14 protein-coding genes are annotated in these 15879 nt (G+C 49.2%); 6 read left to right on the top strand and 8 right to left on the bottom strand.

What is annotated here, in order from left to right; all coding sequences use genetic code 11:
• Nucleotides 1-120: 120 nt before the first annotated feature.
• Nucleotides 121-516 carry a hypothetical protein gene (locus B2X65_RS13915; RefSeq protein ID WP_290613517.1) on the bottom strand — a complete coding sequence of 132 codons (396 nt, stop codon included), beginning with the start codon at nucleotides 514-516 and terminating at the stop codon, nucleotides 121-123.
• Nucleotides 513-1475, bottom strand: a complete 963-nt coding sequence (locus tag B2X65_RS13910) for an RHS repeat domain-containing protein (protein WP_290613515.1) — start codon at nucleotides 1473-1475, stop codon at nucleotides 513-515. The genes B2X65_RS13915 and B2X65_RS13910 overlap by 4 nt, the downstream gene beginning before the upstream one ends.
• Nucleotides 1476-1931: 456 nt before the next feature.
• Between B2X65_RS13910 and B2X65_RS13905 the strand changes: the two genes are divergently transcribed.
• The 4 genes from B2X65_RS13905 to B2X65_RS13890 all read left to right on the top strand — a co-directional run bounded on the left by B2X65_RS13905 (nucleotide 1932) and on the right by B2X65_RS13890 (nucleotide 4918).
• Nucleotides 1932-2798, top strand: a complete 867-nt coding sequence (locus tag B2X65_RS13905; protein ID WP_290613513.1) for a virulence factor BrkB family protein — start codon at nucleotides 1932-1934, stop codon at nucleotides 2796-2798.
• Nucleotides 2795-3232 carry a D-aminoacyl-tRNA deacylase gene (gene dtd / locus B2X65_RS13900; protein WP_290613511.1) on the top strand — a complete coding sequence of 146 codons (438 nt, stop codon included), beginning with the start codon at nucleotides 2795-2797 and terminating at the stop codon, nucleotides 3230-3232. The genes B2X65_RS13905 and dtd overlap by 4 nt, the downstream gene beginning before the upstream one ends.
• 30 nt (nucleotides 3233-3262) lie before the next feature.
• Entirely contained in the window at nucleotides 3263-4192 is a 930-nt protein-coding gene (locus B2X65_RS13895; RefSeq protein ID WP_290613510.1) for a bifunctional GNAT family N-acetyltransferase/hotdog fold thioesterase, read from the top strand.
• Between the two features lie 105 nt (nucleotides 4193-4297).
• Nucleotides 4298-4918, top strand: coding sequence for a restriction endonuclease (locus B2X65_RS13890; RefSeq protein ID WP_290613508.1), 621 nt, complete (start codon nucleotides 4298-4300; stop codon nucleotides 4916-4918).
• 151 nt (nucleotides 4919-5069) lie between these two features.
• Here the strand turns inward: B2X65_RS13890 and B2X65_RS13885 are convergent, their stop codons facing one another.
• The 4 genes from B2X65_RS13885 to hutC form a co-directional block, all read right to left on the bottom strand.
• A complete protein-coding gene (locus B2X65_RS13885; RefSeq protein ID WP_290613507.1) occupies nucleotides 5070-7097 on the bottom strand; it encodes a methyl-accepting chemotaxis protein in 2028 nt (675 codons plus the stop codon).
• A gap of 186 nt (nucleotides 7098-7283) precedes the next feature.
• The gene (gene hutH, locus B2X65_RS13880; protein WP_290613505.1) at nucleotides 7284-8819 is read right to left on the bottom strand and encodes a histidine ammonia-lyase; all 1536 of its coding nucleotides are present in this window, start codon (nucleotides 8817-8819) and stop codon (nucleotides 7284-7286) included.
• A gap of 4 nt (nucleotides 8820-8823) precedes the next feature.
• Nucleotides 8824-10497: a urocanate hydratase gene (gene hutU, locus B2X65_RS13875; RefSeq protein WP_290613503.1), complete on the bottom strand. Its 1674-nt coding sequence runs from the start codon at nucleotides 10495-10497 to the stop codon at nucleotides 8824-8826.
• The gene (hutC, locus tag B2X65_RS13870) at nucleotides 10497-11219 is read right to left on the bottom strand and encodes a histidine utilization repressor (protein WP_290613501.1); all 723 of its coding nucleotides are present in this window, start codon (nucleotides 11217-11219) and stop codon (nucleotides 10497-10499) included. The genes hutU and hutC overlap by 1 nt, the downstream gene beginning before the upstream one ends.
• A gap of 130 nt (nucleotides 11220-11349) precedes the next feature.
• On the opposite strand from hutC, the gene hutI reads away from it, so the two are divergent.
• Entirely contained in the window at nucleotides 11350-12570 is a 1221-nt protein-coding gene (hutI, locus tag B2X65_RS13865; RefSeq protein WP_290613499.1) for an imidazolonepropionase, read from the top strand.
• An 80-nt stretch (nucleotides 12571-12650) separates the two neighbouring features.
• On the top strand, nucleotides 12651-14186 hold the full coding sequence (locus tag B2X65_RS13860; RefSeq protein WP_290613497.1) for a putative bifunctional diguanylate cyclase/phosphodiesterase: 1536 nt from the start codon (nucleotides 12651-12653) through the stop codon (nucleotides 14184-14186).
• On the opposite strand, the gene B2X65_RS13855 is transcribed toward B2X65_RS13860, so the two are convergent.
• Both B2X65_RS13855 and rraA read right to left on the bottom strand, forming a co-directional pair.
• On the bottom strand, nucleotides 14183-15241 hold the full coding sequence (locus tag B2X65_RS13855; RefSeq protein WP_290613495.1) for an arginase family protein: 1059 nt from the start codon (nucleotides 15239-15241) through the stop codon (nucleotides 14183-14185). The genes B2X65_RS13860 and B2X65_RS13855 overlap by 4 nt on opposite strands.
• 18 nt (nucleotides 15242-15259) lie before the next feature.
• Nucleotides 15260-15745: a ribonuclease E activity regulator RraA gene (gene rraA / locus B2X65_RS13850; RefSeq protein WP_290613493.1), complete on the bottom strand. Its 486-nt coding sequence runs from the start codon at nucleotides 15743-15745 to the stop codon at nucleotides 15260-15262.
• Nucleotides 15746-15879 lie beyond the last annotated feature (134 nt).

Below are 15879 nucleotides of genomic sequence, written 5' to 3'. Positions count from 1 at the left end.
TAATTTTGTGGGGATACCTCAGGCTCCGACCCCATTTTCTGTGAATCTCGTAAAATCAACGTCTCTGACCCCATTGCTCGTTGATCTGGACCCTATTGATCTTCTATTACTTAGACCGGCTTAATCTTTATCAAAAGCGTTAAAATTCGCATTAACGAACTCAATAAACTCTACATCGCTAGACTGAATGGCATAGTTTATTACATATTTTCTTTCAGCGTCGGTGGCATACTGGGCAAACCTTTTCAAAATCCACTCATTTTTCCTAGTTAAAGCTACACCTAAAGTACTGATTTTGTTGCCTGGTTGATAGGATAGATCTGCCCCCCGCCAAAGCAAAATGTTTATCCTGGCGCGGGACAGAGCAGTTGTATTTGTCCGAGCAGAAACATACCAGAGATCTTTATCCGGTTGAAAAATGAACGTCGGTAGTCCAACAAATATGGCCGTACTGAAAATAATGACAATCCAGAAATTTGCAGATAAAAACAATTTTTTTTGCGAAAACCTTTTCAATTCCTACATCTCCCAAGCTTCTTTTCTGAAATCAAAGTACCATCAGCATTGGATTCTCTTAAAATTGTAAATGAATGATTACCATGAGTGTAAGTCTGCCTTATTTTAAAATCACCATGACGGTATATCCGAGGTGACACATACTTTCCAACAACAAGAAATGCTGCTCCTGTTCCAAGTGTTGCGCTATTAGGCACTCGAGCGTAAGTCATTGCTGCTCCAACTACAAAGCCAGTTGCACCGACAGCTGTGTTGAATTTATCTTGTTCTCTGAGGGATAAATCTAATGCTTCGTTAGGTTTTAATGGACCCCACTCCATTGTTATGCCAGTTAATTTAGCATCCGGCCTGCTTGGATGGCATGTGCATGCTTCCAAACCTTTTGGATCAAAATAGTTAACAGGATTCCCCCCAACATACCCATAAGTATTTAACCCACCCGCTAACCCTATCGGGTCGCTCTGCAGGTATCTGCCGGTTGTTGCATCATAATCCCGGAAGTAGTTATACCAGCTTAGCTTTTCACTGTCCCAGTATTGACCGGGGAAGCCTATGTTGAATTCGCCAATGCTGGTAGTTAAAACTGACCGGTCAAACGCTTCCAGCTTTGCCTGCCATACTACCGCTTTGCTTTGGTTGGTAATCACCTCTGGCCGGCCTAAATGGTCATTGTGCACATAATACAGCTGGTTATTTAAAATATAACCCACTACCTGCCCCTGAAAGTAAATATATTGCTTAGTGGTGCCTTCTGCTAACAGCTGGCCCGCTGGGTTGTAAATAAAGCGGGTGATGTTACTGCCGACTTTTTTGTACACCCGCTGGCCTAGCGCGTTGTATTTATAGTCGGTAGTACCAGCTTTTACCATCCGGTTGTCGCTGTTGTACACATAGGCGAAGTTACTGCCGTTAAACTGCTTTTCATTGGTAACATTGCCGTTGGCATCGTAAGTAAACACTCTGGTCTGGCTGCCACGGGTAACCTGATTAAGCCGGTTAGAGCTGGTGTTTATGCTGTATGTTTCAGCAATAGCGCCACTTCGGGCCGTGCGGTTACCCAGGTTGTCGTAACTGAAGTTAATTCTACTACCAGCCGGGTAGGTCAAACTTCATATGCCTGTGCGGCATTACCAATTAAGCAATTACTGACAACTAAAGCCAGCGCGGAATTTTTTATTTTATTTAAAGCCATACTAATCCTTGGCATTACTGCTCTATGTTTATAATAATAAAATGTGAGATTAAGCCGCGCATTATTCAGTGTTTTAGCGATTTTGGTATCGATGAAACCCTGATAAATACATGATACTTCTTAAGTAACTCCCTTTATCAACCTTATTAAGCCAATCGCTGGTACTGGTCTGCTCTTGATTTTTCGCGTATTCTTCCATTTATCAGGGTGTTAAGGAGCTGCTATGGACAAAGCAAAACTGCTGCGGTATTTACGCCAGGCTAAGGATTTCATTGCGGCTTATTTTCAGCGTTGTCAGCAGGACCAAATTACCATTGTTGGTGGTTACCTTGCTTATATTTCGTTGTTATCGCTGGTACCGCTTATTGCGGTTATTTTTTCAATGTTAGACATGTTTCCATTATTTAGTGACATGCGCGAGCGATTAGAACAGCTGATTTTTGCTAATGTTATTCCTACCCGTGGTGAAGAAATTCAAAGCTACGTTAATGAGTTTATCAGTAACACAGGGGGCATGACCGCGGTAGGGGTGCTGGCGCTGATTGTGATAGCACTGCTGCTTATTTACAATATCGACAAAACCTTAAATAAAATATGGCGGGTAAAACAACGGCCACGGCCGATTATTTCGTTTTCAATATACTGGATGATCCTAACGTTAGGTCCGGTGCTTATTGGCACCTCTATTGCGGTTACTTCCTATCTGGCTACCTTTAGCCGCTACGCTGACGACTATACGCCTGGTATTTCCAGTTTTGTGCTGTGGCTTATTCCGTATGTTATGTCACTGCTGGCTTTCTTTATCCTTTATCTGTTAGTCCCCAATACTAAAGTGCAGGTACGTCATGCCTTATGGGGGGCGTTGCTGGCAACGGTATTGTTTGAGTTTTTTAAACGCGGTTTTGCCTTATACGTCAGTGAGTTTCCGGCTTATCAGGCCATTTATGGCGCCTTAGCCCTGGTGCCCATTCTGTTTATCTGGGTGTATTTATCCTGGCTGGTGGTATTGCTCGGCGCTGAGCTTACCGCCTTACTACAGCAACGGGCCGAACTGGAAGAAGCTGAAAAGAGCGGAGCGTCGCAGGCATGAAGGCGCTTATTCAGCGGGTTAGTCAGGCGTCGGTAGCGGTGGCGGGCGAGCAAATCAGTGCTATTGGTCCGGGATTAGTCGTGTTGTTGGCGGTTGAGGCTGATGATAGCGAGCTATCACTGAACAAGCTGGTGCATAAAGTGGCGCACTACCGGCTATTTAGTGACAGTAACGGCAAAATGAATTTAAATGTGCGCCAGGCTGGCGGTGCTGTATTAGTGGTATCGCAGTTTACCCTGGCAGCCGATACCCAAAGCGGTTTACGGCCCAGTTTTAGCCCCGCAGCCGCTCCGGCCATGGCAGAATCGTTTTATCAGCAATTTGTGCAACAATTAACGGAACTTGAGCTGCCGGTACAAACAGGTCGTTTTGCAGCAGATATGCAGGTTAGTCTGATTAACGATGGCCCGGTCACGTTTATGTTAAGCAGTTAGTTTTAGTCTTGGATGAATAATGAGCACGTCATGGCACTACCTAGCACCTGGCTACTAACCAGCCCGAAAACGCCAGAGCACTGGCACGCCTATTATCAATTGCGCTGGCAGGTGCTGCGAGCGCCCTGGCAGCAACCTCCCGGCTCTGAGCAGGACGAGCTTGAAGCGCAGGCATATCATCTTATGTTAATTGACGCCAATGGCGGGGTGCAGGCCGTTGGCCGGTTACACCAGCTTGACGATATAACCGGTCAGATCCGTTATATGGCGGTGGCCGACAGTGCCCGGGGTAGAGGTGCTGGTAACCAAATTTTACATGCGCTGGAGCAGCAGGCAGTAACACGAGGTTTAACGCTATTACAACTGAATGCCAGAGAACAGGCCGTTGGGTTTTATCAGAAGTCAGGCTACCGGCTCGTTGGCGATGCGGCGCCTATGTTTGGCATTGCCCATCTGAAAATGGTCAAAGCGTTGCGCCTGACAGGCACTGAACGGGAGTTTCAGCAATGGCAACGGCAGCTGGCCGACACCTGGCAGCAGACTATTCCACTTAGCCAGTATATGCAGCTTGAGATCACTGACTTTGATGGCTACGCCTTGAACTGCAGTGCACCACTGGCACCCAATATCAATTTACACCAGACCATGTTTGCCGGCAGTATTTATACGCTGGCGACCTTAACAGGCTGGGGTATGTTGTATATGCAATTACAGGCTGCTGGTTTACAGGGTGCTCAGGTATTGGCCAATGCCACTATCCGCTATCGGCGTCCTGTGGCCGGTGCGCCGCAAGCTCGCTGCCAATTACTGCATTGTTACGGTGACTTAACGCCACTGGCGCAGGGTAAAAAAGTGAAGCAACGCATTCGGGTCGGTATTTATTGCCAAACAGAATATTGCGCCGAATTTATCGGCGATTACATCGTCCTGCCTGAATTATCTACCCAAAATAACGCCTAACGCTGCCGCCGCCGCTATTTATAAAGCATTTATCAAAACTTGGTAAAGCAGGATGGTCAGTACAGGCAGATAATATACCTCAAGCAACACAGGTTTGAGGCGGGTATGAAAAATAAGTGGCTGTGGGTTTCGTCTATTAGCACCGTGCTGGGCATTGTGGCCGGTGGCGTTTATTTGTTCTTTGCGGAACATTCTTTGTTATTAAGTGATAAGGATCTGACGCTGAGTGCGTTTTGGTCAACCTTTATGTTGTGGGCCTTTGTGCTGATGTTTGTTGTAGCGCTGTGCTGCAATGTGCTGGCCTTTATGGAACTTGATGACGAGCACCGCCTGGCCGGGGTTAATCAGCGCTTGCGGGCTATGTTAGCTGGCGGCGATCGGCAGCAACAGTTTTTACAGGATGCGCAACGTCTGCTAAGCAGGCAGGGCAGCTGGCTTAGCAGTGACAAAGTGGCTGCTGATTTCCAACTGCTGCATGCGCAACGTGACACCCTGGTCTATGTGCAACACGGTTGTGTTCCGGTCGACATTTCACAGGTACGAACCATGTTTCAGCAAATGCTGGCAATTGATATTGCCGATGGCATTGTGGTCAGCAGTGGTGGTTTTTCTAATCAGGCCTGGATTTTTGCCCAGGAAGCGAATATTCGCTTGCTAGACAATAAAAGTTTAAGAAAACAGCAAAAACGTGCAAAAATTCAGCAAGTACCACTAATTCAGAGCTAATATCAAAGTTTCATCAGGATTTTTAGCAATAAAAAAACGATATTCAGCAGCGAAAGGAATCAAAATAATAAACATGGACTGCTTCACTTCCTGCATAGCTGGCTTCGGCCAGCTTTTTTATTGCCGTTTATCCAACCGCTATAAAGTTAACTTAACTTATTTTAAAACGAGTGGCAGCAGACTGAAGTTGTGCTGCTAATCTGGCGACATCATCACTGTGTACTAAAGTACGTTCTGCTTTACTGGTGCTGCTATTTGCCAGTTGCACCATATGCTGCATATTGTCATTAATGGCTGTACCTAAGTCGAGCTGGCTGGCACTGGCATCGCTTACTGCATTACTTATTTGCCGGGTTTGCGCTATTGCCTGATTAACCGCTTCAAGCGCACTGGCCAGTTCTGCAGTTGTTGCGACACATTGCTCGGCGTCTGTTTTACCGGTCAGTATCGACGCTACCGCCTGCTCACTTTGCTGCTGTAAACTGGTGATCATTTGGCGTATTTCATTGGTGGCCTGCTGTGTGCGCCCGGCGAGTGAACGTACTTCATCTGCAACAACGGCGAATCCGCGGCCCTGCTCGCCGGCCCTCGCTGCTTCAATTGCAGCGTTTAACGCCAACAGATTAGTCTGTTCCGCAATGGCGCTGATGGTTGTCAGGATGCCGCCAATATTAGTAGACTGATCATTCACTTTATTCATTACATCGCTGGTGCCCGATAACTGGCCAGCCAGACCGGTTATCAGCTGTTTATTCTTGTCAGCAATTTTCTGTATGTGCTGGCTTTGTTCCAGTGCCTGGCGCATGGCCTCACCCGCCTGCTGTGCCTGAGCCGCGACAGTTTGGGTGTTGTCGGCTAACGCTTCTGTAATGCCGTTAACCCGGCTGATTTGTTGCTGCTGCTGTTGCAGCGACTGACTAATTTCCTGAACTTCATGGCTGGATTGACTGGCATTACTGTTTAACTCAGTTGCGTTTTGCTGAATATTGGTAATTAAACTACGCAGTGCGGCAATCAGACTGTTTACTTTAGCCGATAACGCACCAAATTCGTCTTGCTGTACAATAGTTAATTCGCGGGTTAAATCGCCTTTCGCGATATTACCCAGCATATGGTTAATACTGGCCAGTGGTTTTAACATGGCGTTAATGGTCAGATAGGCAGCGGCGACAGCCAGCAGCACCAACACTAACATCATCACCAAAGTACGGTTGCTGCCAGAACTTAACGCGGTTGATACTTGTTGCTGTAGCTGAATAAAGCGCTGGTCTGCCAGCGTTACCACCTGATCCAGTGCCTCTATGGCTTGGGCAACTTGTTGCTCTGAGCTGTTGAGCTGACGGCGGGCGCTTTGTTGCTGCACCAGTTGTTGCTGTTTTATGCTAAGCAGGCTGCTCTCGCTTTGCAGTTGCTCAGACAAGGCCGTAAATTGCTGTTGAAACTGTGGCCACAGTCCATCTGTTTCAATGCCACTGATTTGCCGGTCCAGGTAGTCAATGTTGACCTGAATATCGCTAAGGGTGAACCCAATATTCTGCTGGTTCCGTTCCAGTACTGCCAAATCTACATAGCCTGCGACTTCACGCACGGTATTCAGAAGCCCGAGAATTTGACCATCAATTCGCCCGGCATTACCACTTATCTGCTCCATAACATCATCATCCAGTGCCAGATCGGCATCGGCTAAATCAAGCAGGCTGGCGCCGGCATCATCAATGGCGGTTTCCAGCTGGGCGAGTTCTGCTTCTACCGCCTTTGCAGCAGCAAGGCTCTGCTGGCGGACATTGAACATGCTATCTACAGCGGCGCTATATTGGTTAAAGTGAGCCAGTGCCGCCTGCAACGGTTGCTGTAATGCAGTGTCCTCCGCCGTCAGCTGATTAAAATCTGTGATCAGCGAGCTAAACTGCTGACGGCTGGCAACAAACTGTTGCTGATAATTGTTTATTTCAGCTTGCTGTTCAGCGGTAAAACCTAACGCCGATAACTTTGCCAGCTTAAGTAGCTGGATCTGGGCCAGATTGCTCTGCTGCTGAGCAGGCACTGCCAGTTGATTAACATCATTACTGTAACGGGTGACCGTATTAAAACTAAACAGGGCTAAAATGCTGGCCAACAGCAACAGTGCTGCAATAAAACCGAAGCCTAATACAACTTTATGAGCAACTTTTAACGTCATAGTATTTGCCGCCAGCAGGCTGTTTTTCACAAGTATAGTGATAAAACGAGGAGTTGATTTAAAAACAACAAGGTAGCAAACAAACAGAAACGGGTCTAGCCGCAAATGCGGTTAGAATGGTGATTTAAATACTAAGGCGCACCAGATTGGTGCGCCTTATAAAGCTATAAAAATAGCGACCAGGCGTTAAAAGCTGCTGAGTGAAGCCGCAGGTACAAATTTATTCAGCGCCGCACTGCGGATCAGGCTGGCACTTTTTTCTATATCCGGCCCAAAATAACGGTCCTGCTGATAAAAGCTGACCTCGGCCCGCAGCAGGGCTTTGGCATCCTCCAGCAACGCGGTCGAGGTTAACGGCGCCCTGAAATCGAGTCCCTGCGCTGCAGCCAGATACTCCACCGCCAACACGCCGGTGGTATTCTCACTCATATCTGCCAGGCGCCTGGCGGCAAAGGTTGCCATCGACACGTGGTCTTCCTGATTTGCAGAGGTGGGCAGGCTGTCTACCGATGCCGGGTGAGCCAGGCTTTTATTCTCAGAAGCCAGCGCTGCTGCAGTAACCTGAGCAATCATAAAACCGCTGTTTACCCCGCCGTTAGGAACCAGAAAGGCCGGCAATTTACTTAAACTGGCATCAATGAGCAGTGCCATCCGTCGCTCTGACAATGCGCCAATTTCCGCAATGGCCAGAGCCAGATTATCGGCCGCCATGGCCACCGGTTCAGCGTGAAAGTTGCCACCCGAGAGAATATCGCCTTCATCAGCAAATACCAGCGGGTTGTCGGTCACACCATTCGCTTCAACCTGTAGCACCTCTGCCGCCTGTCGAATTTGAGTTAAGCAGGCGCCCATAACCTGTGGCTGGCAACGCAGGCTGTAAGGGTCCTGCACTTTGTCACAGTCTTTATGCGAGGCCCCAAGCTCCGAACCATTCGCTAATAAATGCCGGTATATTGCGGCTGCATCAATCTGGCCGCGTTGGCCGCGAGCCTGGTGAATTCTGGCATCAAAGGGAGCGCGACTACCCAGCGCTGCTTCAACACTCATTGCGCCAATTACCGCGCCGGCAGCAAACAGGTTTTCAGCACGAAACAAGCCTTCCAGTGCCAGAGCGGTTGAAGCTTGCGTGCCATTAAGTAATGCCAGTCCTTCTTTTGCAGCCAGGGTAAGCGGGCTCATCCCGGCCAGGGCCAGTCCCTCTGTTGCATCATATATCTGGCCGCGAAAGCTCACTTCCCCTTCACCAATTAAAGGCAACACCATATGCGCAAGCGGTGCTAAGTCGCCAGAGGCCCCGACCGAGCCTTTAATTGGAATACACGGATATAATTCGGCGTTAACTAAACCGATCAGCGCTTCAATCACCTTAAGCCGGATCCCGGAAAAACCACGGGCGAGGGCATTAATTTTCAGCACCAGCATCAGACGCACGGTACTGTCATCCATAAAATCACCAAAACCGGCAGCATGGGATAAAACAATTGAGCGCTGTAACAGTTCCAACTCTTCATTTTTAATCCGGGTGTTGGCCAGTAAGCCAAAGCCGGTATTAATGCCATAGACGACTTTATTCTGTTTAATGACATTAGCGACGCAGTCTGCCGACTTCTCAATTGCCGGAATGGCCGCGCTGTCCAGTGTTAGCTGCACCGGCCCTTGCTGCACCTGGCGTAACTGGGCAAGTGTTAAGGTACCCGGCACTATATTTAATGTAAAACTCATGCTGTTACTCCGTAACCATTGGTAAGTCTAAGGCCTGCTCTTTTGCGCAGTTAACGGCAATGTCATAGCCGGCATCGGCATGACGCATCACGCCGGTACCAGGGTCGTTCCATAGCACCCGGCCAAGCCGGGCGGCTGCTTGCTCGGTACCGTCAGCGACAATAACTACACCGCTGTGTTGGCTGTAACCCATACCAACGCCACCGCCATGATGCAGTGATACCCAGGTCGCGCCACCGGCGGTGTTGAGCATCGCATTCAATAATGGCCAGTCTGATACCGCATCAGAGCCATCTAACATGGCTTCAGTTTCCCGGTTAGGGCTGGCAACAGAACCGGAATCAAGATGATCGCGGCCTATCACAATCGGCGCCTTTAACTCGCCGTTTTTCACCATGTCATTAAACGCCAGAGCAAGCCGCGCCCGGTCTTTTAAGCCAATCCAGCAGATGCGGGCAGGCAAGCCCTGAAACTGAATGCGCTGCCGCGCCATGTCCAGCCAGTTATGCAGATGCGGATCGTCCGGAATAAGTTCTTTCACTTTCGCATCGGTTTTATAGATATCTTCGGCATCACCTGATAAGGCGACCCAGCGAAACGGTCCGATGCCCTGACAAAATAAGGGCCGGATATAGGCTGGTACAAAGCCCGGAAAGTCAAAGGCATTCGTCACGCCTTCATCTTGTGCCATCTGGCGAATGTTATTACCGTAATCGGTTGCTACTGCACCGCGTTGTTGCATGGTAAGGATAGCCTGAACCTGCGCGGCCATAGATTGTTTAGCTGCCTTTACCACGCCGGCTTCATCCGTTTTGCGCTCTGCAGCAGCTTGCTGCATGCTCCAGCCCCTTGGCAGATAACCATTTAGTGGATCATGCGCTGAGGTCTGGTCTGTTACCACATCAGGAGTAATACCACGCTCGACCAATTCTGCATAAATATCAGCAGCATTGGCCAGCAAGCCGATAGAGGTCGGTTTTCCTTCTGCTTTTGCTTGTTGCAACATTGCCAGTGCTTCGTCCAGTGAATAGGCTTTTTTGTCGAGATAACGCGTTTTCAGCCGAAAATCGATGCGGCTTTCGTCAACTTCACAGGCAAGCATATGAAAACCGGCCATAGTGGCAGCCAGTGGCTGAGCGCCACCCATTCCACCAAGACCGCCGGTTAAAATCCATTTGTCAGTTGCTGTGCCAGAAAAATGTTGTCTGGCCATGGCAACAAAAGTCTCATAAGTGCCCTGAACAATGCCCTGCGTGCCGATATAAATCCAGGAACCGGCCGTCATCTGGCCGTACATCATCAGGCCTTTGCGATCCAGCTCATTAAAATGTTGCCAGTTGGCCCAGGCAGGAACCAGATTAGAGTTGGCAATCAGTACCCTGGGGGCGTCCGGGTGAGTAGGAAATACGCCAACCGGTTTACCACTTTGCACCAGTAAAGTCTGGTTATCTTCCAGCCTGTTCAATACCTCAACGATTTTGTCGAAGCATTGCCAGTTGCGGGCAGCACGGCCAATGCCGCCGTATACCACCAGTGCCTGCGGGTGTTCGGCCACTTCCGGGTCCAGATTGTTCATTAACATCCGCTTGGCGGCTTCGGTTTGCCAGCTTTTTGCCGTGATGGTAGCGCCGCGCTCAGCGCGAACCACCCTGCTGTTGTCGATTCGTGAGTCTGTCATCAGATACGCTCTTTGTTATTCGGTAATGAAAAATTCAGATGGCCGCCCAATCGGTAACGGCTACCCGGTGATGTTAAATATGCCAGGCTGACTGCACCGTCACGACTAAAGGTGCGGCGGGTCAAACGCAAGCAGGGTTCGGCTTTTTTAAGCATTAAATGCTTACAGGTGAAATCGTCCGGCCAGATGGCTTCAACGGTATGTTCCGCTTCGGTAAGCGGTGCAATCAGGCTCAGATACTGATGCGGAGTCTGATGGCTGAAATCCTGAGAAATATAGCCAGGTACCTGCAACGGATTGACATATCGTGCTTCAAGCTGCAACGGCACATTATTCTCCAGATGCACAATCAGGGAAAAGAATACCGGGTCATTGCGTTGCAAGCCCAGCGCAGAAGCAATAATGGTCGGGCAGGGCAACTCTGTAAGCTGAAGTAACCTTGCACTGTAGGCGTGGCCCCGGGCTTGCACCTCATCGGCAATATTACGAATTTCCAGCAAGGATGACTGCGACTTTAATGCCGCGACAAAGCTGCCAACGCCCTGGGTTCGGTATAAAATACCTTGCTCTGTCAGCTCCTGCAGTGCCCGGCGTGCCGTCATCCGGCTTACACTGAATTGCTCGGCCAGTTCGTTTTCTGACGGCACCCGGCTATGTTCGGGCCAGGCACCAATTTCGATCTGGCTAAGCATAAACTCTTTTATTTCAGCAAACTTGGCCATTGCCACTCCATTACTGCTAAATAAAAACGGCATTATTAAATACCGAGGCTAAATAAAAAATACTGTAATTTGGTTGTATATACAAGTTGTTGGTGTAAAATTATTTGGCCATCTAATAAAGGAGAGCCCAATGCAGCAGTTTGATGCCATCTGGATTAATGCCAATATCGCGACCATGACCAACAATGGTAAACCCTACGGCATCATTGAAAATGGTGTATTGGCTATTAAGGATGGCGTGATTGCTTTTGTTGGCAGCCGTAATGCATTGCCAGAGTTTGATGCAATGGCAACACCACTGCACGATGCACAGGGACAATGGCTGCTACCCGGCTTTATTGATTGTCATACTCACCTTATTTATGCCGGTAACCGGGCTAATGAGTTTGAAATGCGCTTAAATGGTGCCAGTTATCAGCAAATTGCAGCAGCAGGTGGCGGTATTAACGCGACGGTAGCAGCTACCCGTAACGCCAGCCATGAACAGTTATTTGGCCTGGCAAAAGACCGGCTAAACACCCTGTTAGCACAAGGGGTGACAACGGTTGAAATTAAGTCGGGATATGGTCTTGATTTAACCACTGAGCAAAAAATACTGGAAGTCGCCGCTGAACTGGATAAGCACCACCCGGCAACGGTGATTAAAACATTTTTAGGGGCACACGCGCTGCCAGCTGAATTTAAAGGCAATGCTGATGGTTATATTGACGAAGTCTGTCAGATGCTGCCAAAACTGCTTGCCAAAAAGCTGGTAGATTCGGTGGATGTGTTCTGTGAAGGCGTGGGTTTTAGTGTCAGCCAATGTCGCAAAGTGTTTGCCACCGCCCATGCGTTGGGATTACCGGTAAAAGCGCATGCTGAGCAGCTGTCAAACCTGGGGGGCAGCAGTTTAGTCGCCGAATTTGGTGGTTTGTCGGCGGACCATGTTGAGTTCTTAGATGAAGCTGGCGTGGCGAAGATGGCAGCAGCAGGTACGGTGGCAGTGTTGCTGCCCGGCGCTTATTATTTTCTACGGGAAACCCAGCTGCCTCCTGTCAGTTTGTTGCGGCAATATAAGGTGCCAATGGCAATCGCTACTGATTTAAATCCGGGTACATCGCCATTATGCTCAATACCATTAATGTTAAATATGGCTTGCACGTTATTCCGCTTAACGCCCGAGGAAGCTTTACTGGGGGTAACGCGACATGCTGCAACGGCATTAGGGCTTCACGATCGCGGCGCAATAGCCCGCGGCATGCGGGCAGATTTTGGCTGTTTTAATATCAGTCAGCCCGCTGAACTTTGCTATCAATTTGGCGTGAATCAGCTTAAGCAGCTGATCATTAGCGGTAAGCCAGTCAGGCTCTGAGCCATACAGCTTTACAAGCAGTAAATTTGGGGTAAGCTGTCAGTAAAACCCAACTTAGCAGTAAAAGGTGTGGTAGCGCCATGGTAATTGGATCCAACCGTTTTTCAGCTTTGTGGCTGGTCTGTGTCAGCGGGCCGGCGATGGCGAGTCAGGTTGAACCGACATTGCCTGTTACAGCGCTGTTACTCATGCTGCTTCTATTACTGTTTTTCGCTTTTATCTATATTGTTACTTTAAAATTCAGGCTGAAGCGAGCATCACAACCCAAAACCGATTTGGTCGGATTTTATTCCTTACACGATGATATCAGCGGTTTTCCTAACAAATTCGCATTGCAACGAAAACTGGATGATATTCTAAAAAGTGCGACAGAGCAGCAGTTTGCGCTGATCCTGCTTAAAGTAGAAGAGTTTGATCAGATAAACCAGTTGCTGGGCCACAGCAACAGCAATTTAATTCTGGCCCAAATAGCCCAGCGAATTAACAATAATCTGGTCAATGAAAGTAAAATTCTGACTTATGAATATCGCCAGCAACAACCGGTTCGGGTATGTCATCTTGGCAGTGTTGACTTTGCTATCTGGCTGGAAATTGGTAACCAGAGCGCGCGGGCTGAGTTTTTAGCGAAGCAACTGCAGAAATCAGTGCCCCAACCGATGCTGGTGCATGGCTGTGCGATTGAATACCGGTTAGGGGTGGGTATTTCACTTTATCCTGAGCATAGCACCCAGTTTAACGAGCTACTGGAACGATCCTATCTGGCGTTGCAGCATTACCAGTGGCGTCGTGGTGCCAGCTTGTTATTTACCCCGGACATGATTAACTACACCACGGAGAAACTGGCGTTAATGGCCGAACTTCGGCAGGCCATTGATCAAGATCAGCTGGTGTTGTTTGTTCAGCCGCAAATGGCGATGCGCAACCGCCAGGTATTGGCGGCGGAAGTGCTTATTCGTTGGCGGCATCCGCAAAAAGGCTTACTGGCGCCCGAGGCGTTTCTGGCGCTGGCTGAAGAGATGGGCGTAATTTACCCGCTCAGCCTGTGGGTAGTAGAGCACGCGATAAAAACCATTGCCAGTCTGACTGAACAGGGGCTGGTCAGCCGGATCGCCGTTAATATCTCCAGCAAAGATTTATTGCAGGATGAGCTGATAGAAGCCCTGGAGCGCCTGTTCGACAAATACCAGGTTAAACCGCAATATCTGATGTTGGAAGTCAGCGAAAATGCGTTAGTGGCGCAGCCCGAGCGCACCATGGCTATGATGCAGCGACTGCACGGCCTGGGTGTTGAACTGGCACTGGATGATTTTGGTACCGGTTTTTCTTCTCTGGCGTATTTGCGCCAATTACCTGTGCAATACGTGAAAGTTGATTGCAGCTTTATCAGTGAATTACACAAAACTGAGGCGCACATTGCCATTACCGGTGCCATTATCGATATGGCACGCAATCTCGGGTTGGGCGTGATCGCTGAAGGTATCGAGAGTGCAGAGGTCGCTGATAAATTACTGCGAATGGGCTGTGTAAGGGGGCAGGGCTTCTGGTATTCACAGCCATTTGAACTGAGCGGCTTTCCGGCATGGCTGCGCCAATGGCAACATCGTCACCCTGGCTAAATTTCTGGCGGTTGCAGCGCTTTACCGGCAATAAATGCCAGTACCAATGCACTAAGTACCTGACCACACTGGCTGATACCTGCCTCAACACCTGCCGGATGACATGCCGGTGCGGCTTCTGCCAGGTGCAGGTAGCGGGCGCGGGGTAATGTTGCCAGTTGAAATACAAACTGAGCCGCCTGATCTACTGTCAGACCGGTATAGTTAAGCGCACTGGCTGGCATGGTCTGAATACTGTCTGTATCCAGTTCAATAGCAATATCTGCCGCGCCCTGACAGCAATGCTCAATTGCCCTGTCTACTGCCTGCTGATAGCTAATCTCCTGACGTACCGCAATTTGCTGATAGCTCAGATAGTCGCCGCCCGCTTGTTGCAGCAGGGCTAAGCTTGTCGCAGAGTTTTTTTGCAGGTCAAGCCCCAGTACGGTGTAGTGTCCGAGATATCCGGCTGCACTGGCATAACTAAAGCCGTTGCCACTGTGGCGCCCTTCCAGTGGTCTGAAATCAGCGTGCGGGTCAAGATTGGCACAATTGACGCTTTGGCCACTTGCCTCAGCCAATGCCTGTAGTAACGGCAAGGCATTATTATGGCCACCACCAATCACAACAGGATACAGCCCGGCAGCGAAAATAGGCATTAGCTGCTGGTAAACCCGCTGATCAAGTTCGGCGCAAAGTAGCCGCAACTCGTTAAGTTGCAGAGGGTCTTGATTACTCAGGGTTGCCGCGCGTTGTTGCAGGTCGCTGCATTCTATCTGACCGAGTAACAAGATACGTCCGGCGTTAAGATGGTCGTTATATTGCAGATTCACAAAGCGCTGTAAAAAAGCATGCCAGCCCAGTTCGGCGCCGGGATTGCCCATATTCGCCAGCGGACCAATACATTCTGCAATACCCAACAACACAAACTGACCGCCATCTGCTTTATGAGCAGCCAGCAGTTCGCTATAAGATTGTTCAGGTTGCGGCAGTTTTAGTTGCGAGCCCAGCCGGTCTTCGCCACTGCGCCTGATGCAGTAGTTGTTTAAATCACTCGTCGTAAATCGTTGTAACATCAGGCAACTATCCTGTTGTTATTCGATGTCGAGCGGGTCCGGTGACATAATAATACCGGTGCTGTCAGCATACAAATGATCGCCCGGCAGAAACGTCACGCCAGCAAAATTCACCGGCACCTCGGTTTCACCGAAGCCGTTGTCATCGGCACCAATGGGTATGGCGTTAACCGCTTGAATACCAATTTCAAAGTCTTCCAATGCGTCTAAATCACGAACGCTGCCATAACAGACAATGCCTTCCCAGCCATTACTGGCTGCCATGCTGGCCAGTTCCGCATCAATCAGCGCGCGTCTGGCAGAGCCGCCGCCATCGATTAGTAGTACCTTGCCGACACCTTTATCCGCCAGCATCTGGCGAACAAGGCCGTTGTCTTCGAAGCATTTAATGGTATGGATTTGGCCGCCGAATGAACGTCTGCCACCGTAATTTGCAAAAATAGGTTCGACCACGTCCACCTGATCCGCATAAAGATCGCACAGTTCTGAGGTATTGTATTCCATAGTAGGCTCCGTAAGACAACAGCTTTTGCACAGTATAGCGCTATGCCTTGCAAGCTCAAGGTAATAATGTAGGTTAAGCACGCTTTGCGTTCAACAAAGTATTGCTGCAAAAGCAATTTGTTTGTTAAGGTGGT

It is taken from the genome of Arsukibacterium sp. UBA3155, from assembly GCA_002364615.1.
In the GTDB taxonomy this organism is placed as follows: domain Bacteria; phylum Pseudomonadota; class Gammaproteobacteria; order Enterobacterales; family Alteromonadaceae; genus Alishewanella.
The sequence above is the reverse complement of the archived record's forward strand: the minus strand, read 5'-3'. Positions and strand labels throughout refer to the sequence as shown.

Coding starts and splice junctions, on each gene's coding strand:
- B2X65_RS13905 (WP_290613513.1), top strand. CDS start 1,932: ATGGACAAAGCAAAACTGCTGCGGTATTTACGCCAGGCTAAGGATTTC.
- dtd (WP_290613511.1), top strand. CDS start 2,795: ATGAAGGCGCTTATTCAGCGGGTTAGTCAGGCGTCGGTAGCGGTGGCG.
- B2X65_RS13895 (WP_290613510.1), top strand. CDS start 3,263: ATGGCACTACCTAGCACCTGGCTACTAACCAGCCCGAAAACGCCAGAG.
- B2X65_RS13890 (WP_290613508.1), top strand. CDS start 4,298: ATGAAAAATAAGTGGCTGTGGGTTTCGTCTATTAGCACCGTGCTGGGC.
- B2X65_RS13885 (WP_290613507.1), bottom strand. CDS start 7,097: ATGACGTTAAAAGTTGCTCATAAAGTTGTATTAGGCTTCGGTTTTATT.
- hutH (WP_290613505.1), bottom strand. CDS start 8,819: ATGAGTTTTACATTAAATATAGTGCCGGGTACCTTAACACTTGCCCAG.
- hutU (WP_290613503.1), bottom strand. CDS start 10,497: ATGACAGACTCACGAATCGACAACAGCAGGGTGGTTCGCGCTGAGCGC.
- hutC (WP_290613501.1), bottom strand. CDS start 11,219: ATGGCCAAGTTTGCTGAAATAAAAGAGTTTATGCTTAGCCAGATCGAA.
- hutI (WP_290613499.1), top strand. CDS start 11,350: ATGCAGCAGTTTGATGCCATCTGGATTAATGCCAATATCGCGACCATG.
- B2X65_RS13860 (WP_290613497.1), top strand. CDS start 12,651: ATGGTAATTGGATCCAACCGTTTTTCAGCTTTGTGGCTGGTCTGTGTC.
- B2X65_RS13855 (WP_290613495.1), bottom strand. CDS start 15,241: ATGTTACAACGATTTACGACGAGTGATTTAAACAACTACTGCATCAGG.
- rraA (WP_290613493.1), bottom strand. CDS start 15,745: ATGGAATACAATACCTCAGAACTGTGCGATCTTTATGCGGATCAGGTG.